The sequence below is a fragment of the Agromyces sp. NPDC055520 genome (assembly GCF_053619715.1).
The window spans coordinates 11,291-32,898 of sequence record NZ_JBSHJY010000013.1 but is presented as its reverse complement, the minus strand read 5'-3'; the positions used below and the strand labels follow the sequence as shown (position 1 = coordinate 32,898).

General features: G+C 70.8%; 20 protein-coding genes. 11 read left to right on the top strand and 9 right to left on the bottom strand.

Going from position 1 to position 21,608, the window contains the following annotated elements; translation table 11 throughout:
- The first annotated feature begins 2 nt into the window (after nt 1–2).
- Nucleotides 3–485, top strand: a complete 483-nt coding sequence (locus tag ACWGST_RS07840; RefSeq protein ID WP_452046106.1) for a hypothetical protein — start codon at nt 3–5, stop codon at nt 483–485.
- Nucleotides 486–570: 85 nt separating this feature from the next.
- Here the strand turns inward: ACWGST_RS07840 and ACWGST_RS07835 are convergent, their stop codons facing one another.
- From ACWGST_RS07835 to ACWGST_RS07825, 3 genes are read right to left on the bottom strand one after another with little or no spacing between them, the layout of a single operon-like run.
- Complete coding sequence (locus tag ACWGST_RS07835; RefSeq protein ID WP_452046105.1) at nt 571–750, bottom strand: hypothetical protein; 180 nt, start codon at nt 748–750, stop codon at nt 571–573.
- A gap of 49 nt (nt 751–799) precedes the next feature.
- Nucleotides 800–2,245: a permease prefix domain 1-containing protein gene (locus ACWGST_RS07830; RefSeq protein WP_452046104.1), complete on the bottom strand. Its 1,446-nt coding sequence runs from the start codon at nt 2,243–2,245 to the stop codon at nt 800–802.
- A gap of 1 nt (nt 2,246) precedes the next feature.
- Nucleotides 2,247–2,612 carry a PadR family transcriptional regulator gene (locus ACWGST_RS07825; protein ID WP_452046103.1) on the bottom strand — a complete coding sequence of 122 codons (366 nt, stop codon included), beginning with the start codon at nt 2,610–2,612 and terminating at the stop codon, nt 2,247–2,249.
- A gap of 371 nt (nt 2,613–2,983) precedes the next feature.
- Between ACWGST_RS07825 and aceA the strand changes: the two genes are divergently transcribed.
- The 3 genes from aceA to ACWGST_RS07810 all read left to right on the top strand — a co-directional run bounded on the left by aceA (nt 2,984) and on the right by ACWGST_RS07810 (nt 6,823).
- A complete protein-coding gene (gene aceA / locus ACWGST_RS07820) occupies nt 2,984–4,312 on the top strand; it encodes an isocitrate lyase (RefSeq protein WP_452046102.1) in 1,329 nt (442 codons plus the stop codon).
- Nucleotides 4,313–4,416: 104 nt separating this feature from the next.
- Nucleotides 4,417–6,138, top strand: coding sequence for a malate synthase A (aceB, locus tag ACWGST_RS07815; protein WP_452046101.1), 1,722 nt, complete (start codon nt 4,417–4,419; stop codon nt 6,136–6,138).
- Nucleotides 6,139–6,250: 112 nt separating this feature from the next.
- Nucleotides 6,251–6,823, top strand: coding sequence for a GNAT family N-acetyltransferase (locus ACWGST_RS07810; protein ID WP_452046100.1), 573 nt, complete (start codon nt 6,251–6,253; stop codon nt 6,821–6,823).
- A 71-nt stretch (nt 6,824–6,894) separates the two neighbouring features.
- On the opposite strand, the gene ACWGST_RS07805 is transcribed toward ACWGST_RS07810, so the two are convergent.
- Nucleotides 6,895–8,283: an ATP-binding protein gene (locus ACWGST_RS07805; protein WP_452046099.1), complete on the bottom strand. Its 1,389-nt coding sequence runs from the start codon at nt 8,281–8,283 to the stop codon at nt 6,895–6,897.
- Nucleotides 8,284–8,290: 7 nt separating this feature from the next.
- Nucleotides 8,291–9,667, bottom strand: a complete 1,377-nt coding sequence (locus ACWGST_RS07800; RefSeq protein WP_452046098.1) for an MFS transporter — start codon at nt 9,665–9,667, stop codon at nt 8,291–8,293.
- A gap of 56 nt (nt 9,668–9,723) precedes the next feature.
- Here ACWGST_RS07800 and ACWGST_RS07795 point away from each other — a divergent pair, with 56 nt between their 5' ends.
- Nucleotides 9,724–10,683, top strand: coding sequence for a DUF5937 family protein (locus ACWGST_RS07795; RefSeq protein ID WP_452046097.1), 960 nt, complete (start codon nt 9,724–9,726; stop codon nt 10,681–10,683).
- Between the two features lie 36 nt (nt 10,684–10,719).
- Here ACWGST_RS07795 and ACWGST_RS07790 read toward each other — a convergent pair whose 3' ends face one another.
- The gene (locus tag ACWGST_RS07790; RefSeq protein ID WP_452046096.1) at nt 10,720–11,682 is read right to left on the bottom strand and encodes an NADP-dependent oxidoreductase; all 963 of its coding nucleotides are present in this window, start codon (nt 11,680–11,682) and stop codon (nt 10,720–10,722) included.
- Nucleotides 11,683–11,844: 162 nt separating this feature from the next.
- Here ACWGST_RS07790 and ACWGST_RS07785 point away from each other — a divergent pair, with 162 nt between their 5' ends.
- Nucleotides 11,845–12,504 (top strand): Pr6Pr family membrane protein, encoded by a 660-nt coding sequence (locus tag ACWGST_RS07785; protein ID WP_452046095.1) that lies wholly within the window; start codon nt 11,845–11,847, stop codon nt 12,502–12,504.
- A 15-nt stretch (nt 12,505–12,519) separates the two neighbouring features.
- On the opposite strand, the gene ACWGST_RS07780 is transcribed toward ACWGST_RS07785, so the two are convergent.
- The 3 genes from ACWGST_RS07780 to ACWGST_RS07770 are packed head-to-tail and all read right to left on the bottom strand — an operon-like array spanning nt 12,520 to nt 15,203.
- Nucleotides 12,520–13,320, bottom strand: coding sequence for an alpha/beta fold hydrolase (locus ACWGST_RS07780; protein ID WP_452046094.1), 801 nt, complete (start codon nt 13,318–13,320; stop codon nt 12,520–12,522).
- Nucleotides 13,317–13,970 (bottom strand): YqaJ viral recombinase family protein, encoded by a 654-nt coding sequence (locus ACWGST_RS07775; RefSeq protein WP_452046093.1) that lies wholly within the window; start codon nt 13,968–13,970, stop codon nt 13,317–13,319. Before ACWGST_RS07775 ends, ACWGST_RS07780 begins: the two co-directional genes overlap by 4 nt.
- 45 nt (nt 13,971–14,015) lie before the next feature.
- Nucleotides 14,016–15,203, bottom strand: coding sequence for an ROK family protein (locus tag ACWGST_RS07770; RefSeq protein WP_452046092.1), 1,188 nt, complete (start codon nt 15,201–15,203; stop codon nt 14,016–14,018).
- Between the two features lie 116 nt (nt 15,204–15,319).
- Here ACWGST_RS07770 and ACWGST_RS07765 point away from each other — a divergent pair, with 116 nt between their 5' ends.
- From ACWGST_RS07765 to ACWGST_RS07745, 5 genes are read left to right on the top strand one after another with little or no spacing between them, the layout of a single operon-like run.
- Complete coding sequence (locus ACWGST_RS07765) at nt 15,320–16,426, top strand: Gfo/Idh/MocA family protein (RefSeq protein WP_452046091.1); 1,107 nt, start codon at nt 15,320–15,322, stop codon at nt 16,424–16,426.
- A complete protein-coding gene (locus ACWGST_RS07760) occupies nt 16,423–18,006 on the top strand; it encodes a sugar ABC transporter ATP-binding protein (protein WP_452046090.1) in 1,584 nt (527 codons plus the stop codon). The genes ACWGST_RS07765 and ACWGST_RS07760 overlap by 4 nt, the downstream gene beginning before the upstream one ends.
- Nucleotides 18,003–19,109, top strand: coding sequence for an ABC transporter permease (locus ACWGST_RS07755; RefSeq protein ID WP_452046089.1), 1,107 nt, complete (start codon nt 18,003–18,005; stop codon nt 19,107–19,109). The genes ACWGST_RS07760 and ACWGST_RS07755 overlap by 4 nt, the downstream gene beginning before the upstream one ends.
- Nucleotides 19,106–20,278, top strand: coding sequence for an ABC transporter permease (locus ACWGST_RS07750; RefSeq protein WP_452046088.1), 1,173 nt, complete (start codon nt 19,106–19,108; stop codon nt 20,276–20,278). The genes ACWGST_RS07755 and ACWGST_RS07750 overlap by 4 nt, the downstream gene beginning before the upstream one ends.
- The gene (locus tag ACWGST_RS07745) at nt 20,278–21,483 is read left to right on the top strand and encodes a substrate-binding domain-containing protein (protein ID WP_452046087.1); all 1,206 of its coding nucleotides are present in this window, start codon (nt 20,278–20,280) and stop codon (nt 21,481–21,483) included. Before ACWGST_RS07750 ends, ACWGST_RS07745 begins: the two co-directional genes overlap by 1 nt.
- Nucleotides 21,484–21,608: the final 125 nt, after the last annotated feature.

Sequence of the window (21,608 nt, the reverse complement as noted above, 5' to 3'; positions counted from 1 at the left end):
AAATGACCGCACCACGCCCGATCGCCGCAGCTTCGCTCGCCCTGTTCGCGCTGCTTCTCACCGGCTGCGCCGCCGCCGGCGCATCGAACTCCGACACCGCAACCGACACGAAGTCGGAGGCGACGAGCGAGACCGAGGCCGTCGCCGATCAGTCGCCCGAAGCGGCGTGCGAGATCATGAAGGGCAGCCTCGACGAGCTCGTCGCCCTCACCGGCGGCTCGTCCGACGCGCTCTCGGGCGACCCGGCCGCCGCGGTCGCCGCGCTGAAGGCGACCGAGGTGAGCATGAGCGAGGCCGCGACGAAGGTGACCAATGTCGACGTCGTCGAGGCCGCGAACGGCGCCTCCGCCGCGATGACCGAGTACACCGTGTTCCTCGACGCGGTCATCGCCGACCCGGCGAACGCCGACCTGACGAAGCTGACCGAGCAGGCCACGTCGCTGCAGGCGGGCATCGCGGGCCTCGGCGAGGTCTGCGCGGGCTGAGCCGAGGGCGCTTCGGCGCCGCACGGAGCAGGGCGGGAGCATCGCTCCCGCCCTGCTTCTGTCTTCGGCGCGCACGAGCGTTCGCTCAGCCGCCCCCGACCGTGCGGGCGAAGTCGGCCGCCGAGTCTCCGGCTCGCCGCAGCACGAGGTACTGCATGGTCTCGCCGAGATGGGACACGCCGATCAGTGTGCCCCGGGCGGTGTTGCCCGTATCGGAGGCGGCAGCCGCGACATCCGCTTCGATGCCCACGAACTCGGGGCGCACGGCTGCGAGGCCGGCGCTGCCGACCGGCAGTTCGGCCCACCTCCACCGCTCACACGAAGTCGAACACCGGCGGGAAGACCAGCACGAGCACCGCCGCCCACGCGAAGTACACCGGCAGCATGCTCGTCTGCCACCGCTCGAGTGCGGCGAAGCCGGTGCGGCGGCGCAGGAACCCGATCTGCAGCCGCATCGCCCACACGAGGTTGGCGGCGAGGATGAGGTTCAGCCCGAGCGAGGCCGTCTTGTTCGCGCTGAAGCCGAACTCGCCCGTGCGCCCGACCATGGCGACGAGCACGATCGCGTCGAGCACGAGCGCGCACGCGAGCATGAGCGCTTGCAGCCGGTCGAACCACCCGGGCGCGAGCAGCGGGTCGCGCGCCGAGATCGAGTACACGAGCAGGGCGACCACGACGACGAGCACGAGGTCGAAGGCGATGAGCAGGTCGCGGCTCGCATCGACGAGGTTCCACTGCACGATCGCCGCGACGATGAGCGCGAGCATCATGAGTGTGAACAGCGGCGTGAAGACCTTCGTCAGCACGGGCGCGATGTTCTCGATGACGCGCTGCTTGGCGCCCACGAGCCACGCCGCCACGAGCACGGCGCCCGCGGCGCCGAGCGGCAGCACCCACTCGCCGACGAACACGGCCACGTCGACCCCGATCGAGGCGAACACCGCGATCGTGAGCAGCGAGAGCGCGCCACCGCCGAGTGCGATCAGCACGTAGTACACGAACCACTCGCCGCTGAAGCGCACGAAGTCCATGCGGGTGCGCTCGCTTCGCCAGTCGTCGCCGACATAGGCGATGCCGACCGTCAGCCAGAGCGCGACGAACGAGCCGACCATCGCGAGGACTCCGGTGGCCGAGGTCATCGCCGCCACGGAGCTGCCGTGATCCGGGCCCGCGAACGGGTACAGGTTGAGCGCGAGCCCGACCACGACGAACACCGAGCCGACGACGACGAGCACGCTCGCAGACGTGCGGCGCCGCCACGCGAACCAGAACGCGAGGAATGGCAGCACGATGACGGCGGCGTTCAGGGCGACCGTCGACGGGTCGTCGGTGACGAGGTCGACCGCCTTCACGGCGAGACCCGCGGCGGCGCCGAGCAGCAGGACGACGGCGAGTCCGCCGGCCCGCCCGCCGAGCCGCCCGCCGGCCCGCGGCGTGCTCGCTTCAGCGGCCGGGGGTTCTGAGACCGCGAGCTGCTTCCAGAGCCGCTCGGAGTGCTCGCGGGCGTACTCGCGCGAGAGCTCGTCGGTGGCGCCGAGCCGCTTCACCGCCACGAGGAACGCCTCGTCGGGCGCGAGCCCCACCTCGACGAAGTGGTCGACGGTGTCGAGCAGGTGGCTCTCGAGTTCGTCGAGGTCGGCGGTCGTCATGGCGTCGCGTCGCTGCATCCAGTGCCGCCAGGAGGCGACGAGTTCGTCGAGTTCGCCGGACCGGTCATTCGGCCGGTCGCCGGTCGCGTCGCCGGGCAGTTCGTGCGGCATCTCAGGCCTCCCCGAGCGCGAGTCGCAGACGCGGCCCGCCGTCGTCGGGCCAGACCTTGCTCAGCATGTCGCCGACGACCGACCACTGCCGGTGCTGCTCGGCGAGCACGGCGGCGCCCTGATCGCTCAGGCGGTAGTGCTTGCGCGGGCGGCCGGCAGACGACTGCCGCCACTCGGAGTGCACGTGACCGAGCCGTTCGAGGCGGTGCAGGAGGGGGTAGAGCATGCCGTCGCTCCACTCGAGCTCGCCGCCCGAGAGCGCCGTGATGCGCTGCAGGATCGCGTAGCCGTACGACTCGCCCTCGGCGAGGATGCCGAGCACGACCGGAGTCGCGGCGGCCGCGACGAGGTCTTTGCCGATGCGCATGGGTCCTCCATACCTTGTACTGCCACATACCTTGAACTGTCAGGTACATAGAACTACAAGGTAACACAATGGATGCCGCGTGGCCCGCCTCTCTCGCCTGGCGACCCAACTTCTGGGCCGAACGGGCAGTAGATGCCGTCTGAATTGTGAGGAGGCGGCATCAAATGCCCGTTCGCGCATCTCCTGTGGTGTGCGCACGCAACCGGATCCTTCTGCGGCGCAGAAGAACGCCGAAAGTTCACCCCCCGAATCGCCGGGTCGGGGACTTCGACCGGGCGCAGAGTGGATGCACAGCCACCCCGACGGCGCCGAAGCAGACGCCGAACGGAGCACCACGAAGCATCCGCCCGCTGCACTGAAGGAGCACGACCATGAGCACCAACCGCCCCGGCGACCAGACCCAGACCGCAGCCGAGCTGCAGCTCGAATGGGACGCGAACCCGCGCTGGAACGACGTCAGCCGCGACTACTCGGCCGACGACGTCATCGCCCTCCGCGGGCCGGTGCGCGAGGAGCGCACGCTCGCCAAGCGCGGCGCCGAGAAGCTCTGGCAGGACATCCGGCAGAACACGGGCAACGCCTTCGAGCGCATGGAGGATCCGCAGTGGTCGGCCGCGCTCGGCGCCCTCACCGGCAACCAGGCCGTGCAGCAGGTGCGCGCGGGCCTGAAGGCCATCTACCTGAGCGGCTGGCAGGTTGCGGCCGACGCGAACCTCAGCGGCCAGACCTACCCCGACCAGTCGCTCTACCCCGCGAACTCGGTTCCCGCCGTCGTGCGCCGTATCAACAACGCGCTGCTGCGCGCGGGCCAGATCGAGCAGGGCACCGAGGGCCCCGACGGCGAGCGCGACTGGATGGCCCCCATCGTCGCCGACGCCGAGGCCGGCTTCGGCGGCCCGCTGAACGCCTACGAGCTCATGCACCAGATGATCGAGGCCGGCGCGGCGGGCGTGCACTGGGAGGACCAGCTCGCGAGCGAGAAGAAGTGCGGCCACATGGGCGGAAAGGTGCTCGTGCCCACGTCGCAGCACATCCGCACGATCAACGCCGCACGCCTGGCAGCGGATGTCGCCGGCGTGCCGTCGATCATCATCGCCCGCACCGACGCCCTCGCCGCGACGCTGCTCACGAGCGACCACGACGAGCGCGACCGGCAGTTCGTCACGGGCGATCGCACCGCCGAGGGCTTCTACGAGGTGCAGAACGGCATCGAGCCGGTCATCGCGCGCGGCCTCGCCTACGCCGAGTACGCCGACCTGCTCTGGGTCGAGTCGGCCGAGCCCGACCTCGACCTCGCACGCCGCTTCGCCGAGGCCGTGCACGAGAAGTTCCCTGGCAAGCGCTTGAGCTACAACTGCTCGCCCTCGTTCAACTGGAAGCGACACCTCGACGACGACCAGATCGCGAAGTTCCAGCGCGAGCTCGCGTCGATGGGCTATGCGTTCCAGTTCATCACCCTCGCGGGCTTCCACTCCCTGAACCACGGCATGTTCACGCTCGCGAAGGACTACAGCGAGCGTCACATGTCGGCCTACGTCGAGCTCCAGGAGGCGGAATTCGCCTCGGAGGCATCCGGCTACACCGCCACGCGCCACCAGCGCGAGGTCGGCACCGGCTACTTCGACCAGATCGCCACCGCGCTGAACCCCAACAGCGCAACCCTCGCCCTCGTCGGATCGACCGAGGAAGACCAGTTCTGATTCCGGTGGTCGAGTAGCGCGAAGCGCGTATCGAGACCCCTCACCCGGCCTCGATACGGCCCTGGCGGGCCTACTCGACCAGCGATACCGAAGGAGACACGACCATGAACACCACACCGGCAATGACCCTTGAACGAGAACGAACGGATGCCGCGGCATCCACCACCCCGTTCGAGCCCAAGCGCGCCACCGCCAGCTTCCAGACCGTCGAACCGCGCATCGAGGTCACGGCACCGCTCGGCGAGCGCACTGAGTTCTCCGAGCGGTACGGCGAGATCCTCACGCCCGAGGCGCTCGCCTTCCTCGCGGAGCTGCACGACCGCTTCGCCGGCACCCGGCACGAACTTCTCGCCGTGCGCCTGCAGACCCGGGTCGATGCGGCGAACGGCCGTGACCCGAAGTTCCTGCCCGAGACCGAGTCGATCAGGAACGACCCGAACTGGCGCGTCGCCGGTGCGGGCCCCGGCCTCGAAGACCGCCGCGTCGAGATCACCGGCCCGACCGACCGCAAGATGGCCATCAACGCGCTGAACTCGGGCGCGAAGGTCTGGCTCGCCGACCAGGAGGACGCCACGAGCCCCACCTGGGCGAACGTCATCGAGGGGCAGCTGAGCCTCTTCGACGCGGTGCGCGGCCGCCTGGAGTTCACGAGTCCCGAGGGCAAGCAGTACCGCGTCGAGCGGCCGGCCGGCGAGACGCCGACGATCGTGATGCGCCCGCGCGGCTGGCACCTCGTCGAGAAGCACTTGAAGTTCCACGACCGGGCGGGGCGCGCGATGCACGCCTCGGGCTCGCTCGTCGATTTCGGCCTGTACTTCTTCCACAACGCGCAGGCGCTCATCGCCGCGGGCCGCGGGCCGTACTTCTACCTGCCGAAGCTCGAGTCGCACCGCGAGGCGAAGCTCTGGAACGACATCTTCGTCTACGCCCAGAACCGGCTCGGCATCCCGCAGGGCACGGTACGCGCAACGGTGCTCATCGAGACGATCCAGGCCGCGTTCCAGATGGACGAGATCCTCTACGAACTCCGCGACCACTGCGCCGGGCTGAACGCCGGGCGCTGGGACTACATCTTCTCGATCGTGAAGACCTTCCGCTCGCGCGGTCGCCGCTGGGTCATGCCCGACCGCAAGGCGATTACGATGACGGTGCCGTTCATGCGGGCCTACACCGAGCTGCTCGTCGCCACGTGCCACAAGCGCGGGGCGCACGCCATCGGCGGCATGAGCGCGTTCATCCCGAACCGCCGCGACCCCGAGGTGACCGAGCGCGCGCTCGCTGCGGTCTCGGCAGACAAGCGCCGCGAGGCGGGCGACGGCTTCGACGGCACGTGGGTGGCGCACCCCGACCTGATCCCCACGGCGAGGGCCGAGTTCGACGCCGTGCTCGGCGACCGGCCGAACCAGGTCGACCGCCTCCGCGACGACGTGCACGTGACGGCGGCCGAGCTGCTCGACATCCCGTCGATCGGCGGCGAGGTCACCGAGGGCGGCGTGCGGGGCAACATCTCGATCGCGATCCGCTACATCGAGTCCTGGCTGCGCGGCACGGGCGCCGCGGCGATCGACAACCTCATGGAGGATGCCGCGACGGCCGAGATCTCGCGCTCGCAGATCTGGCAGTGGCTGAACGAGAACACGGTCACCGCCGAGGGCACCCGCATCGACCAGACCTCGATCGTGCGGCTCATGGCCGAGGCCGTCGCCGCGCTGCCGCGCTTCGAGGGCGACCGCTTCGACGACGCGATCTCGGTGTTCCGCAGTGTCGCGCTCGAGCCCGAGTTCCCGACCTTCCTCACCGTCGGCGCGTACGCGCGCTTCCTCTGAGGCAGAGGCAGGGCCCGAAGGGGCCGCCCCGACCGCATCCGGCGATCCCGGAGGTGCCACGGTCGGGGCGGCCCCTTCGCTGCGCCCGACGCATCTGCCAGAATCGGTGCTCGTGACCCAGTCGACTGCCGTTCGCATCAGACCAGCCGCGATGACGGATGCCGCTGCGCTCTCGTCGCTCGCCGCCGCGACGTTCCCGCTCGCGTGCCCGCCGCACACGACGCCCGAGGCGATCGCCGACTTCATCGCGCGAAACTTCGGGGTGGACCACTTCGAGGCCTACCTCGCCGATCGCGAGCGGATCCTGCTCGTCGCGGAGGCGCCGGACGACTCGAGCCTCCTCGGCTACACGATGCTCGTGGCCGGCGAACCGGTCGACGCCGACGCCGCTCGCGCGGTCACGGTGCGACCGGCGATCGAGTTCAGCAAGGTCTACGTGCACGCCGCGTCGCACGGCACGGGTGCCGGTGCGGCGCTCATGCGCGCGTCGCTCGATGCGGCACGCGCGGCCGGGGCCGCCACGGCGTGGCTCGGCGTCAACGAGGAGAACGCCCGGGCGATCGCGTTCTACGAGCGTCACGGGTTCGCGAAGGTCGGGCGGAAGCACTTCACGGTCGGTGGGCGCGTCGAGAACGACTGGGTGCTGGAGCGGCCGTTGGCCGTCGCCTCGTCGCCCGCCGGATAGACGCGCTGCCGCCGGCCCGCCGGCCCGCCGGCCCGCCGGCCCGCCGGCCCGCCGGCCCGACCCGCTGCCGGTCAGCGCAGCGGCACGCCCACGTCGCTGCCGCCCTCGGGCGTGAGCCGCGCATTCATCGACAGCAGTGTCGGCGCGGGCACGAAGCCGCCTGCGAAGAGCGCCTCGCCCTGCCGGAACCACGGTGAGCGTGCGATGAGCGCGGTCGGTGCGTAGCCGAAGTAGGTTGCGAGCCCGTCGAGGTCGACGGGCGAGCTCATCTTCATGAGGGCGAGGTTGTCGCACTGCGAGATGATGCCGGGGGAGACCTTCGACGGCCGCTGCGTCGAGAGCAGCAGCCACAGCCCGAACTTGCGCCCCTCTGCCGCGATCTGCACGAGCCGCTCGCGCACCGCGACGGCGAGCGGCGAGGTCAGGGCGGGCGAGCAGAGGTTGTGCGCCTCGTCGATCACGAGCAGCACGGGCCGGCGCTCCTCGCGGCGCGCCCAGAGCTCGTCGAGCACCGAGAGCGCCACGACGAGGTGCTGGTCGGGCGTCGAGAATCCGCCGAGGTCGAGCACCGTGGCATCCGGTCGCTCATCGATGATCGACGTCGCCTCGCGGCCTCTGGCCGCCCACACCTCCCACGAGAGCAGGCCCATGTTCTCGATGCGCAGGCCGAGTGCCCGCCGTGCCGGGTCGTCGGAGCCGAGGAGGTCGGGCAGCAGCTCGTGCGTCTCGACCGCGCGGAGCGTGTCGGCGAGGTGCACGGCGGCGTTGAACTCCTCGCGGTCGGCCACGGGGTCGAGTCGCAGCACCGCGGCCTTCGCCTCCATGGTCATCGTCGTGAAGCGGGCGCGCAGTGGCTCGGTTCCGGCGGTGTTCGGTCGCAGCACACGGATGTCGCGCTGTCGCAGCAACTCCGCGGTCGGCCCGGCGGCCCCGGGGTTCAGCTCGCCGAGCCGCACGAAGTCGGAGTTCGGGTCGAACACGACGATGGGCAGCGCGGTGTGCGCGATGAGCTGTTCGAGCACGACGCCGAGTGCGTAGGTCTTGCCCGAACCGCTCTGCCCGCACCAGAAGGTGTGCCGATTGAACCGGTGGGCGAGCAGTCGCGCCGGGCGCAGCGGCGGGCTGAGGTTGACGCCGATTTCGAGGGTGGCGCCCATCGCCGCGTGCACGAGGTCGATCGTCGCGGCGTCGGCGACGGCGACCTCGGCACCGACGAAGGCCGAGCCGCCGCGCGGGTCGAACCGGGTGCCGTCGATCGCGCCGAGGATGCGCCCGTGCAGGGCCTCGGGCTCGCCCTCGGCCGTCGACTCGCGCTCTTCGACGAGCGCGAGCTGTCGGCCCTCCGCGGTCGAGACGAGCAACAGGGTGCCGGCGATGAAGGGCGTGCCCGAGGCATCCGGAACCGTGAACGACCGGCCGTCTTCTGAGTGGGCCGGCAGCGGAGCGGTGGGTTCGGTCATGCGCCGATCATGCCATGCGGGCCGCTCGCCGCGCGAGCGCCCACGTGCCGAGCCCCGAGGCGAGGAAGATCGCCGCGAGCACCGCCCAGCCCGAGAACCCGTGCGAGATCGCGGTCGCGTTGACGACGAGCGGGGCTGCGAGGGCGCCGACCGTGTAACCCATGCCGAACACGCCCTGGTAGGCGCCGGCCCGCACGGGGTCGGCCAGCTCGAAGCTGAGGCCCCAGCCGCCCGCCTGCGAGAGCACCTCGGCGAAGGCGTGCACCGTCGCGGCGGCGACGAGCACGGCGATCGCGAAGCCCACCGGGAGCCCCGCCGCCGAGGCGTACACGAAGCACGCCGCCGCCATGAGCCACGCGGCGATGCCCGACACCCGGGCGGCGATGCGCAGATCGTGCGTGCCGCGCGAGAGCGGCACCTGGAAGATCACGACGATGACGGTGTTGAGGATGAGGAGGGCCGCGACGACCGTTTCGGGGGCCGCGGTCTCTCGGGCGATCCAGAGCGGCACTCCGAGCTCTGCGACGCCGAACTGCATGCCGAAGATCGCGCTGAGGGCGGTCAGCAGCAGGTAGCGGGGGTCGCGCCACGGCGAGTGCCGGCGCCACGAGCGCTTCTCGGCGGCGGCCGCCTCGGCGCTCGCCTCGGCATCGACCGAACCGGTCTCGGTGGTCACGGGCGCGACGGACTCACGTGCCGGGGCGTCGACCCGCGACGGCAGGCGCACGAGCTGGATGATGCCGAGCAGATAGAGCACGCCGGCGCTGACGATGAGGACACGGTACGCCTCTGCGGTGCCGATGGCGAGGGCGATCGCGCCGAGCCCGGCGCCGACGGCGATGGCGACGTTCGTGACGCTGCGCAGCACGGCGCGTGCGTGCACCCGGCTCTCGCCCGTGAAGGCGCGAGCGATGATCGCCGAGCGCACCGAGTTCGCCCCCTGTTCGAAGGTGCCGCAGACGACGGCGATCACAAGCGCGGTGACGAAGTCGCCGGCGAAGACGTACGCGATGAGGGCGACGCCCTCGATCGCGGTGAAGGCGATGATGAGGCGCTTGGCGCTGTACCGGTCGGCGAGCCAGCCGCCGCCGAGTGCGGCGACGACGCCGGCCGCGCTCGCCGCGGCGAGCACGATCGCGACCTCCTGCGGCGGGAGGCCGACGATGAAGGTGAAGTAGAGCACCGTGACGGCGATGAAGATGCCGCGCCCCACGCGCGAGATCATGGTCGCGCCGACGAGGATGCGCAGCACCGGGTCGGAGACGGATGCTGCGAGGCGGGCGATGAACGAGGGCTTGCCGTTCTCGGGGTCGGCCTCGGCGCCGGCCGCATGGTCGATCGTCGGTACGGTTCCGGTGTCGGGTGTCGAAGAGGTAGGGCTCACTCGTACAGTTCTGCCAGACCCGTCGAACCGGCGAAATTGATGTAGCGTTGCGCTACATGTTGCGATACGTGCTCAACGAGGGCGACGTCGCCGCCGTGCGGTTCGGCATCTCCCCGCTCTGCGAACTCGGCCTGTCGCTGCGCGCGATCGACGACCCGGCGCGCTTCCCGTTGCAGCTGCCCTGGCTGCGCCGCACCGAGGCGGCACGGGCCGACCTCGATGTCGAGGCGCTCGGCGGGCTCATCGACGATCGGCTCTGGACCCCCGACTTCCTGAACCCCCGGCCCGAGTCGCCGTTGACCCGGCTCGACGACGAGTTCGAGCAACTGCTGGAGACGCCGCCCGAGACGTTCATCGGCGACCTCGTCGCGGTGCACGGACATGTGCCCGCGGTGTTCGAGGGGTCGCCGGGCGTTGCCATCCGCCGCATCGTGCGTGCCCTGCACGAGCTCTGGGATGCCTCGTTCGCGCCGTACTGGCCTCGCATGCGGGCCGTGCTCGAGGCCGACGTCGTCTACCGGGGCCGGCAGATCGCGCAGAGCGGGCTCTCGACCATGCTGAACGGCATCTCGGCCACGGTCGGGTACGCCGACGACGTCGTCGAGGTGCGGCTGCGCCAGCCGGTCGAGCGCGAGCAGCGCATCGACGGCCTCGGCCTCACCCTCGTGCCGACGATGTTCACGCGCCGGGGGTCGGCGCCCGTCGGCGACGGCCCGCCGATGATCATGTACCCGGCGCGCGGGCAGGGCGCACTGTGGGAGAACGAGCGCGTGGCGAACCCGGCTGCGGTCGCCGCGATCCTCGGCGAGACCCGGGCGAGTCTGCTCTCGGCACTCGGAGACCCCGCGTCGTCGACCGAGCTCGGCGTGCGCTTCGGCGTCACGCCGTCGGCCGTGAATCAGCACCTGCGGGCGCTGCGCGATGCCGGCCTGCTCGTCTCGACGAGGTACGGCCACAGCGTGCTCTACCTCAGGAGCGAGCTCGGCAGCGCCCTGCTCGACGCGCGCGCCGGCTGAGGCCCGCGTCGACCGACGCGGGCGCAGGCTGATCGCTCAGGCGGGGTCGGGCGTGACGCGCAGCACGATCTTGCCGCGCACGTGCCCGGCCTCGACGAGCCGATGCGCCTCGGCGCCCTCTTCGAGCGGCAGCTCGCGGTCGACGTGCACGCGCACGGCGCCGTCGTCGATGAGCCGGGTGATCACCGAGAGGGTGCGGGCGTCGGGCGACATCGAGTAGCCGGTCGTGCGGATGCCTCGCGCCGACGCCTCCTCGGCCATGGTCGGCCATGACCCGGTCGGCACGTTCACGAGCAGTCCGCCCGGCCGGAGCGTGTCGAGCGAACGCGAGCCCGTGGCATCCGACACATTGCCGACCAGGTCGATGACGACGTCTTGATCGGCGACGACCTCGTCGAATCGCTCGCTCGTGTAGTCGACGACGCGAAGCGCGCCGAGTTCGTACAGGAACTCGGCGTTGCGCGCCGACGCGGTCGTCGTGACCCTTGCTCCGAAATACGCCGCGAACTGTACGGCGAAATGCCCGACCCCGCCGGCACCCGCGTGCACGAGCACCCGCTGGCCGTCGTGCACGCGCGCGGTGTCGACGACCGCGCCCCACGCGGTGAGCGCGGCGAGCGGCACCGCGGCCGCCTCGGCGAACGAGAGCGTCGCCGGCATGCGGGTCACGCTCATCGAGCCGACCGAGACGAGTTCGGCATAGCTGCCGCCGACGCGCGGCACCCGGCCCAGGCCGTAGACCCGGTCTCCCGGCTGCAGCGGGTGCGCCGAGTACGGCACCGCCTCGACGACACCGGCGAAGTCGTTGCCGAGCACGGCGGGAAACGCCGGGATGGCGCGCGCCACGCCCCGCCCCGCACGCGTCTTCGCGTCGATCGGATTCACCCCGGCCGCGACGACCCGCACCACGACCTCGTCGCTGATGCGAACGGGCTCGGGCACCTCTGCGATGTGCAGCTCCTCGGGCCCGCCCGTCTGATCGATCACCAATGCCCGCATCGACACACCCTCCTGTGGCTCAACTGGCACACTAGCCGCCCTCGCTATGATCGCACCGACCGTCGAGTGAGCGACGGCGAATCCGGCACGACGAATCCGACGCGGCGAATCCGACGGTGAATCCGGCACGACGACACGACACGGCGAACACAGGGAGTGCGAATGCGAACGGTCTGGGGCATCGTCAGGGTCGCGGCGGCGGCGGCCATCGTCGTCGCGATCGTCGGGCAGTTCGCGAAGAGCCTCTCGATGGTGCCCGACCCGGCGCTCTTCGTCGTCAACTTCTTGAGCTTCTTCACGATCCTCTCGAATGCGCTGGCCGCGATCGCGCTGTTCATCGGCGCCTGGTACGCGTTCCGCGCGCCGCGCGACCCCGAGTGGTTCAACCTCGCCCGCGCCTCGGTCGTGACCTACATGGCGACGACGTTCGTGGTCTACAACCTGTTGCTGCGCGACATCTCTCTCGACCAGGCGACGACGCTGCCGTGGTCCAACGAGATCCTGCACGTCTGGGCGCCGCTCTACGTGGTGCTCGACTGGGTGCTCGCGCCGGGTCGCCGGCCGATCGCGTGGAATCGCATCTGGACCATCGCGATCTTCCCGATCGTGTGGGTGGTCTACACGATGGTCCGCGGCGCGGTCGTCGGCTGGTACCCGTATCCGTTCCTGAATCCCGACGTCGCGCCGGGCGTCGGCTACGGCGGGGTGACGGTCTACGTCATCGCGATCGCCGCGTTCATCCTGCTCGTCGGGGCCGGAATCCTCGGCATCAGTCGCGTCGCGTGGCCGGACCGCGCGGTGGTCGCCGGCGGGGCCGAGTAGCCGAGCACGCCCGCCTCAGGCGCGCGTGTGCTGCAACCAGCGCGCGACGCCCTCGCGTACGAGCGCGGTCTGCACGGGCAGCCCGTCGTCTCGTGCCGGCAGCTCGACGAGCGGTGCCCGCAGGCCCGCCGCCCAGCGCTCGGCGAGCGAGTAGGGGTGCACGGGGTCGCGCGGCGCCCCGATGACGAGCGAGCGGATGCCGCGGCGCTCGAGCCCCGCGAGCTCGGCGTCGTCTCGGAACGCGCGGTTGCGCGGGATCTCGACGAGCCGCATCGCCCGTCGTGCGGCGTCGGGTGCCGTGAACTGGGCGAGCAGCCCGCGCCCGCCCGCCGGCGACACCGCGGCGACGTGCTGGTAGACGGCGCGCTCGCGGAATTCGTCGACCCCCGCGGGCCCCGCGTCGGCGAGGATCTGCCCGATCACGGGGAAGGCGCGCAGGTTCTCGGGCAGCGAACGGTCGCTGAACGAGGGCCGCACGAACACGAGGCGTTCGATCGGCAGCAGTTCGTCGAGCGCGAGCCTGAGCGCGAGCGCCGCACCGAGCGAGATGCCCATGACGGTGAGCGGCTCGCCCGCCTCGGGCGACGGCGCGCCCGCCTCGTCGATCGCCGCTCGCACCGTGAACGCGACCTCGGCGGCGAGCCGGTCGAACCGGAAGTCGTCGGGCTCGCCGACGGTGAGGAAGCCGCCGTGTGCGCGGATGTCGGGCGCGACGATGAGCTCGTCGGCGCCGACGGCGGCGTGCACGGCGGGCGTGAGCAGTTCGAGCGGCTGGCGTCGATCGGAGCCGAGGCCGTGCAGGAGGACGGTCGTCATCGGCGGGAGCCTCCGGCGAGTTCGGCGATGAGCTCGTCGGCCAGTCTCACGAGGATCGCGATCTGGTCGTCGTCGCGATCGACCCAACGGTACTCGGGCTCGTCGCGCACGGGAACGAAGTCGTCGTGCTGCTCCCACACGACGAGCGTGCGGTCGGCCCCGAGCACGTACTGCTGCCACCACACCTGGCGCAGGTAGCTGCGGGGGATGCCCCGCCAGGCGCGTGAGGTGGTCTTGATCTCGCAGAGTTCGAGTGCGCCGCCCGGCGTCACGCGCAGGCCGTCGGGCGTCGCGAGGTGCCGGCGGTCGTACTCGGCGTGGAAGAGCAGGCTCGACGCCTCGATGCCGTGCGTGCGCCGGGCCCACTCGGCGATGACGGGCTCACGCGCCTTGCCGTGGTCGGTGAAGCGGCTGCCGCCGAACGAGCTGCCGTGGCGCTTCTCCCACGCGGCGGAGCGCACCGAGGCGAACGAGGCGAGTTTCGCGGCATCCGTCGCCGTGATGCCGCGCGAGCGGGCCCGGAGCCACGCGACCCGGTCGCTCGAGTCGGCCACGACGCGCGAGTGACACGGATGCCGCGGGCGCTCGTCGACCGCGACCGGTCTCGTCTCTCCCTCGAGATCGAAGAGTGCGAAGGGGGTGTCGGGCACCCCATGAGCGTACCGCTCCGCTGCTCGAGGCCGGCTCGTCGTCGCTCAGCGTGCCGCGAGCGCGTCGATGCCCTCGGGCGAGAGCGCGTGGTGGATCGCGAGCATGCTCGCCCCCAGCACGCCGGCGTTCTTGGCCGCGGCCGAGGCGACGATCGACAGGTGCTCGGTCGCGAGCGGCATCGAGCGCGTGTAGACGACCTCGCGCACGCCCGCGATCAGGTGTTCTCCGGCCCGCGCCATGCCGCCGCCGATCGCGATGACCGAGGGGTTGACGAGGCTGACGCAGGCGGTCAGCACCTCGCCGATGTCTCGCCCGGCCTGCCGCACGGCCTGGATCGCATCGATGTCGCCGCGCTTGACGAGTTCGACGACGTCGCCGCCCGAGTTCGCCTCGATGCCCTGCTCGCGCAGCGCCCGGGCGATCGCGGGGCCCGAGGCGAGGGCTTCGAGGCAGCCTCGGTTGCCGCAGTGGCAGGGCACGTCGCTGCCGCGTGCCACCCTCACGTGGCCGATGTCGCCCGCGATGCCCTGCGCGCCGCGCTGCAGCAGACCGCCCGAGATGATGCCCGAGCCGATGCCCGTGGCGACCTTCACGAACATGAGGTGCTCGATCTGCGGCCAGGCGAGGGCGCGCTCGCCGAGGGCCATGATGTTCACGTCGTTGTCGACGAGCACGGGCACCTCGAGGTGCTGCTGCACCCACCCCGGCACGTCGAAGCGGTCCCAGCCGGGCATGATCGGCGGGTTGACGGGTCGCCCGGTGGAGTACTCGACCGGCCCGGGCACCCCGACGCCGATCGCGGCGAGGTCGCGTCGGTCGCGGCCGAGGTCGCGGATGAGGGCGTGGCCGGTGTCGACCATCCAGCCGAGCACGGCTTCGGGGCCGAGCGCGATATCGAGGGGCTCGCCATGCTCGGTGAGCACAGTGCCGGCGAGGTCGGTGACGGCGATCGTGGCGTGCGAGGCGCCCAGGTCGGCGGCCAGCACGATGCGGGCACCGGGGTTGAGGGCGAACTGCGAGGGCGGTCGCCCGCCGGTCGACGCGGCGTCGGCGACGGGGGAGACGAGTCCGAGATCCATGAGTTCGTCGACGCGCGCCGCGATGGTGGAGCGGGCGAGGCCGGTGCTCGCCGCGAGTGAGGCGCGGGTGCGCGGTGCGCCGTCGCGCAGCAGTTGGAAGAGTTCGCTCGCCCCCGAGGTGCCGAGTGCCGAGCCGCGGCCGATGTCCACCATGCACTGAGTAAAGCACACCAGCTTGACGTGTCGGCAAATCTCGAAGATGTAACGAACCCGGCAACTTTTGACGAAGGACTAGCAAAAGGTGACGGGAGTGTGTCAGCATGTCCAGCATGACAACGGACGTCACCGCCCCAGCCCGCACGAGACGTGCCGGCTTCGTCGGCGGCGGTTTCATGGCCGCCGTGCATTCCCGGGCCGCTCGCGCCGCGCGGGCCGAGCTCGTGGGGGGTGCCTCCTCGTCGGCCGCCAGCGCTCGCGTCGCCGCCGATCGCCTCGGACTCGACACGGCCTTCGAATCGCTCGACCAACTGCTCGCCGATCCCGGCATCGACGTCGTGCACGTCTGCACGCCGAACACGACGCACGCCGCGATCGCCCGCGCCGCACTCGAGGCCGGCAAGCACGTGATCTGCGAGAAGCCGCTCGCGACGTCGGCGACGGATGCCGCGGAGCTGACCGCGCTCGCCGAGGAACGCGGTCTCGTGGCCGCCGTGCCCTTCGTCTACCGCTTCCACCCGATGGCGCGCGAGGCCAGGGCGCGCGTCGCCCGCGGCGAGACCGGGCGCCTGCTCAGCGTGCAGGGCACCTACCTGCAAGACTGGCTCGCGGCCCCGCACGACGACGACTGGCGAGTCGATGCCGAACTCGGCGGCCCGTCGCGCGCGTTCGCCGACATCGGCTCGCACCTCGTCGACCTGCTCGAGTTCGTCGCGGGCGAACGCATCACCCGCCTCAACGCCTCGACCCGCACCGTGTACGAGGCCCGCGCCACGCACGACGACATCGCGACCGAAGACCTCGTCGCGGTCGTCGTCGAGCTCGCATCGGGCGCCGTCGGCACCCTGCTCGTGTCGCAGGTCGCGCCGGGGCGCAAGAACGCCCTCTCGATCGAGCTCTCGGGCACCGACGCGAGCGTGCGCTTCGAGCAGGAGCGCCCCGACACCCTCTGGCTCGGACGCACCGACGCCTCGAGCGTGATCGAACGCGATCCGGCCCGGCTCGCCCGCGATGCAGCACGGCTGTCGCTCGTGCCGGCGGGGCATCCGATGGGCTATCAAGACGCGTTCAACGCATTCGTCGCCGACGCCTACGCGGCGATCGGCGGGCAGACCCCCGAGGGGCTGCCGCTCTTCGGCGACGGCCTCCGCGCCGTGCGCGTGACCGAGGCCGTGCTCGCGAGTGCCGCGAGCGGCAACTGGGTGGAGGTGGCGGAATGACCCGCGTACTCGACGGCGAACCGGTGCTCGTGGCCACCGGGCTCGAGAAGTCGTTCTTCGGCGTCACCGTGCTGCACGGGGTCGGGCTGACGCTCCGCCCGGGCGAGGTGCACGGTCTCGTCGGCGAGAACGGCGCCGGCAAGTCGACCTTCATGAAGATCCTCGCGGGCGTCTACGAACGCGACGCCGGCACCATCACGCTCGGCGGCACGGAGGTGGCGTTCAGCCACCCCGTGCAGGCCGCACAGGCCGGGCTCGCGACCGTGTTCCAGGAGTTCAACCTGCTGCCCGAGCGCACCGTCGCGCAGAACGTCTTCCTCGGCCGCGAACCGCGGCGCCGCGGTCTCGTCGACAAGAAGGCGATGCTCGCCGAGACCCGCGCCCTGCTCGCCGATCTCGGCATCGACACGATCGATGCGGATGCCCCGGTGCGCACGCTCACCGTCGCCGAGCAGCAGATCGTCGAGATCGTCAAGGCGCTCTCGGTCGACGCCCGCGTCATCCAGATGGACGAGCCGACCGCCGCTCTCGCCGACCACGAGGTCGAGCTGCTCTACACGATCGTTCGCCGGCTCTCGGCGCGCGGCGTCGCGATCGTCTACGTCTCGCACCGCTTGAAAGAGATCTTCGACCTCTGCGACACCATCACGGTGCTCAAAGACGGCGCGCTCGTCTCGAGCGGCCCGGCCGACGAGCTCGACACCGACGAGCTCGTGCGCCGCATGGTGGGCCGCCCGATCTCGGCGTACTTCCCGGCGGCCGAGGCCGACACGGTCGTAGGCGATCCGCGGCTCGAGCTGCGCGCGGCCGGCAACGCCTACGTCGACGGCATCGACCTCGAGCTCCGCGCCGGCGAGATCGTCGGCGTCGCGGGGCTGCAGGGCTCGGGTCGCACCGAACTCGTCGAGGCGCTCTTCGGCATCGACCCGTTCACCCGCGGCGAGCTGCGGCTCGACGGCACGCCCGTGCGCATGACCTCGGCCCGACAGGCCGTGAAGGCCGGCGTCGCGCTCATCACCGAAGACCGCAAGGCGCAGGGTCTCGCTCTGAACCAGTCGGTCGGCGACAACGCGCTGCTCGTCATCCGCTCGGTCTTCGCCCGCCGCACCGGCGAAGCGCGGCGGGAGCTGCCCGGCGTGCTCTCGTCGCTCGAGGTGTCGTCGCAGGGCGTCGACCAAGAAGTGCAGTACCTCTCGGGCGGCAACCAGCAGAAGGTCGTGCTCGCGAAGTGGCTCGCCACCAAGCCCAGGGTCGTACTGCTCGACGAGCCGACCCGAGGCATCGACGTCGGCGCCAAGGTCGCCGTCTACACGCTCATGCGCCGGCTCGCCAAAGAAGGGGTCGCCATCCTCATGATCTCCTCCGAACTGCCAGAGGTGATCGGCATGTCCGATCGCATCGTGGTCATGCACGACGGCCGCGCCTCGGCCGAGTTGCCCGCGCACAGCGACGAGGCGACGATCCTCGCCGCGGCGACGGGCACGCTCGCTTCGACGGGCTCGGCGAGCGGTACAGGCTCGGCGACCGGTACGGGCCCGACGAGCGGTACCGGCCCGACGAGCGAGGGGGGCGAGCGATGAGCGCCGTGACCGCGACATCCGCTCGCAGAGGCCGCCGTCGCAGGCTCGACGCGAGCCTCATCGTCGGCATCGCACTCGTCGGCGTGATCGCCATCGGCGCGGTGCTCGTGGCGAGCGTCGGGCGCAACTTCTTCAGCGCCGGCAACATCCGCGACATCCTCACCGGCATGAGCGTGCTCGGCCTCGTGGCGATCGGCCAGACCCTCGTCATCCTCTGCGCCTCGCTCGACCTCTCGGTGCCCTACGTCATCAGCCTCTCGAGCCTCATCGCCGCCGACCTGATGGCCGGCAACCCCGCCAACATCCCGATCGCGGTGCTCGCGGTGCTCGTCGTCGCGGCGCTCATCGGCCTCGCGAACGGGCTCATCGTCACGAAGCTCAAGGTCAACGGCTTCATCGCGACGCTCGGCACGGGGCTCATCATCAAGGGCTACCTCGACTCGAACTACAAGGGCACGAGCGGCCAGGTGCCGTGGGAGTTCCAGCTGATCGGTGCGACGGGCATCGGCCCCGTGCCGGTGTCGACGCTCATCATGCTCGCGGTGGCCGTGCTCGGAGCGTTCTTCCTCGCCCGCACGCGAACCGGCAACCACATGTTCGCCGTCGGCGGCAACGAGCAGGTCGCGCGGCTCTCGGGCATCCGCACCGCCCGCCCGCTCATCGTCGCGCACGTGCTGTGCTCGATCACGGCGGCGCTCGCCGGACTGCTGCTCGCGAGCCGGCTCGGCGTCGGCAGCCCGACCGTCGGCACCCAGGGCGGCTACGACCTGCTCTCGATCGCCGCGGTCGTGCTCGGCGGCACCCTGCTGATGGGCGGTCGCGGCTCGATCTGGGGCACGATCGGCGGCGTCGCGATCTTCGCGGTCGTCGACAACGTGATGAGCGTCATGCAGGTCAACCCGTTCCTGAAAGACGTCGTGCGCGGCATCGTCATCGTCGCGGCGGTCGCCGTCTACACGAGCCGATCGCTCGACCGCAGGAGGCCGCGATTCGCTTCGACGGGCGCAACGGCCGGCGGCCCGGCGGCCGGCGGCCCGGCACCCGGGGGCTCGGCAACCGGCTCCGGCTCAGCCAGCGAACTCGAGAAGGAGGCATCGGCATGAGCGCCGCGACATCCGTTCAGCCCACCGTCGGCCGGCGCCTCGCCGACCTCGGCCGCACCCTCGTGAGCCCGCGCGGCGCCGTGTTCCTGCTGCTCATCGTGCTGCTCATCGCGATCACGGTCTTGAACCCCTCGTTCGCCGAACCCTCGCAGTTCATCCGCTTCGTGCAGCGCGTCGCCCCCGTCGCGATCGTCGCGATCGGCCAGTACTTCGTGATCGTCGGCGGCGAGTTCGACCTCTCGATGGGTTCGGTCGTGACCGCGCAGGTCGTGATCGCGGGCAACCTCATCGGCCAGGACGAGTCGAAGTCGCTGCCGGTGCTGCTCTTCATGCTCGCCTTCGGCGCGTTCATCGGCCTCGTCAACGGCCTCATCGTCACGCTGCTCAAGGTGCCGAGCTTCATCGCCACACTCGGCATGATGCTCGCCCTGCTCGGCGCGACGCTCTACTGGACGGGCGGCGCCGCCACCGGCAACCCGGCCGACGGGTTCCGCGAGATCGGCCGAGGCGGCATCCGCGGTCTGCCCGTCATCGAGATCCTGCCGTGGTCGGTCGTCGTGCTCGTGGTCGTGCTGCTCGTCGCGGTCTGGTTCGCGCGCCGCCCGTTCGGCCGCACGATCATCGCGCTCGGCGACAACCCGACGACGGCCCGCTACTCGGGCGCGCGCAACTGGTGGGTGAAGACCTCGACGTTCATGATCTCGTCGCTCTCGGCGACGGTCGCGGGCGTGCTGCTCGTCGGCTACGCCGGCGTGCACCCGAGCGTCGGTCGCGGCTACGAGTTCACCGCGATCACCGCGGTCGTGCTCGGCGGCGTCGTGCTCGGCGGCGGCCGCGGCTGGGTCGTCGCGGCCGCGGCCGGTGCGTTCGCGCTCGAGGCGCTCTTCACACTGCTGAACTTCGCCGGGGTGCCCTCGACCTACCGCGACGCGGTGCAGGGCGCGATCATCATCCTCGCCGTCGCCTATGCCGCGACGACGGTGCGCGCCCGCCGCAAGGGCCGCGCGCTCGAAGCGCACGCATCCCAGATTTCGCCGGATCCGTCATCGGATCCGTCGCACCAGACTTCGCCGGCACCGGCGGAGGAGCAGGATGCCGCGGCATCCGCTCGCCCTGCACCCATTCCCTCGACGCAGAGGGCTGACAACGAAACCAAGGGAGGTTCGTGATGCGACGCAAATATGCACTGGCATCCGCCATGGTCGGCGCTCTCGCGCTGTTCGCGATGGCCGGATGTACCACCGACCCCAACGTGGCCGCGCCGTCGGAAGACGCCGGAGCCACGGAGGAAGCGGTCGAGTGGTTCGACCAGGAGCTCTACGACAAGCAGTACGCAGAACGGTCCGTCGTGCCCGAAGGGCCCGAGGGGCAGCCGTGGCTGCAGTACATCAACGCCGAGATGACCGACACGTCGGCCTTCGCGTCGACCGGGGCGAAGAAGGCGTGCTTCGCCAACGCCTCGATCTCGAACCCGTGGCGCCAGACCGGCTGGATCACCATGAACCAGCAGCTCAAGGTGCTGCAGGAGTCGGGTGCGATCTCCGAGATGGAGACCCGCGACGCGCAGGACTCCGACGACACGCAGATCGCCGACATCGACTACTTCATCAATGAGGGCAACTGCGACGTCTTCCTGATCTCGCCGAACTCCACGGCGGCCATGACCCCGGCCGTCGAGCGTGCGTGCGACACGGGCAAGCCCGTCGTGGTCTTCGACCGCGGTGTCGAGACCGACTGCCCCGTCACGTTCATCCACCCCATCGGTGGATTCGCGTGGGGCATCGACACGGCCGAGTTCCTGATCGAGGAGCTCGAACCGGGTTCGAAGGTCGTCGCGCTTCGCATCCTCCCGGGTGTCGACGTGCTCGAACAGCGCTGGGCGGCAGCCGAGAAGCTCTTCGGTGAGAACGACATCGAGGCGGTCGACTACTTCACGGGCGCCGACCCCGCCGAGATCAAGAAGATCATCTCCGACGAGCTCGCCAAGGGCGATGTCGACGGCATCTGGATGGACGCCGGTGACGGCGCCGTCGCCGCCATCGAGGCGTTCGAGGACGCCGGCGTCGACTACCCCGTCATGACGGGCGAAGACGAGATGAGCTTCCTGCGCAAGTGGAAGGAGACGGGGCTCACGGGTCTTGCACCGGTGTACTCCAACTTCCAGTGGCGGACGCCGCTGCTCGCCGCGCAGAAGATCTTCGCGGGCGAGGAGATCCCCAAGGAGTGGGTGCTCCCGCAGTCGCCGATCACCGCTGAAGAGGTCGACCAGTACCTCGAGGCCAACGACGGCATGCCCGACGGCCACTACGCGAAGTTCGGCGGCGAAGACCTGCCGGGCTACCCGCAGGTCTGGCAGGACCGGATCATCCCGTAAGGATCACTCGTTGATCGAACCCTCGGTGGTCGAGTAGGCCCGCCAGGGCCGTATCGAGACCCGGTGACCAGTCTTCACAGGCTGGGAGCCGGGTCTCGATACGCTCGCTTCGCTCGCTACTCGAC

What these genes read in the sequence shown, in the direction of transcription:
- ACWGST_RS07840 (WP_452046106.1), top strand. Translation starts at nt 3, where the DNA reads ATGACCGCACCACGCCCGATCGCCGCAGCTTCGCTCGCCCTGTTCGCG.
- ACWGST_RS07830 (WP_452046104.1), bottom strand. Translation starts at nt 2,245, where the DNA reads ATGCCGCACGAACTGCCCGGCGACGCGACCGGCGACCGGCCGAATGAC.
- ACWGST_RS07825 (WP_452046103.1), bottom strand. Translation starts at nt 2,612, where the DNA reads ATGCGCATCGGCAAAGACCTCGTCGCGGCCGCCGCGACTCCGGTCGTG.
- aceA (WP_452046102.1), top strand. Translation starts at nt 2,984, where the DNA reads ATGAGCACCAACCGCCCCGGCGACCAGACCCAGACCGCAGCCGAGCTG.
- aceB (WP_452046101.1), top strand. Translation starts at nt 4,417, where the DNA reads ATGAACACCACACCGGCAATGACCCTTGAACGAGAACGAACGGATGCC.
- ACWGST_RS07805 (WP_452046099.1), bottom strand. Translation starts at nt 8,283, where the DNA reads ATGACCGAACCCACCGCTCCGCTGCCGGCCCACTCAGAAGACGGCCGG.
- ACWGST_RS07795 (WP_452046097.1), top strand. Translation starts at nt 9,724, where the DNA reads ATGTTGCGATACGTGCTCAACGAGGGCGACGTCGCCGCCGTGCGGTTC.
- ACWGST_RS07790 (WP_452046096.1), bottom strand. Translation starts at nt 11,682, where the DNA reads ATGCGGGCATTGGTGATCGATCAGACGGGCGGGCCCGAGGAGCTGCAC.
- ACWGST_RS07785 (WP_452046095.1), top strand. Translation starts at nt 11,845, where the DNA reads ATGCGAACGGTCTGGGGCATCGTCAGGGTCGCGGCGGCGGCGGCCATC.
- ACWGST_RS07780 (WP_452046094.1), bottom strand. Translation starts at nt 13,320, where the DNA reads ATGACGACCGTCCTCCTGCACGGCCTCGGCTCCGATCGACGCCAGCCG.
- ACWGST_RS07770 (WP_452046092.1), bottom strand. Translation starts at nt 15,203, where the DNA reads ATGGTGGACATCGGCCGCGGCTCGGCACTCGGCACCTCGGGGGCGAGC.
- ACWGST_RS07765 (WP_452046091.1), top strand. Translation starts at nt 15,320, where the DNA reads ATGACAACGGACGTCACCGCCCCAGCCCGCACGAGACGTGCCGGCTTC.
- ACWGST_RS07760 (WP_452046090.1), top strand. Translation starts at nt 16,423, where the DNA reads ATGACCCGCGTACTCGACGGCGAACCGGTGCTCGTGGCCACCGGGCTC.
- ACWGST_RS07755 (WP_452046089.1), top strand. Translation starts at nt 18,003, where the DNA reads ATGAGCGCCGTGACCGCGACATCCGCTCGCAGAGGCCGCCGTCGCAGG.
- ACWGST_RS07750 (WP_452046088.1), top strand. Translation starts at nt 19,106, where the DNA reads ATGAGCGCCGCGACATCCGTTCAGCCCACCGTCGGCCGGCGCCTCGCC.
- ACWGST_RS07745 (WP_452046087.1), top strand. Translation starts at nt 20,278, where the DNA reads ATGCGACGCAAATATGCACTGGCATCCGCCATGGTCGGCGCTCTCGCG.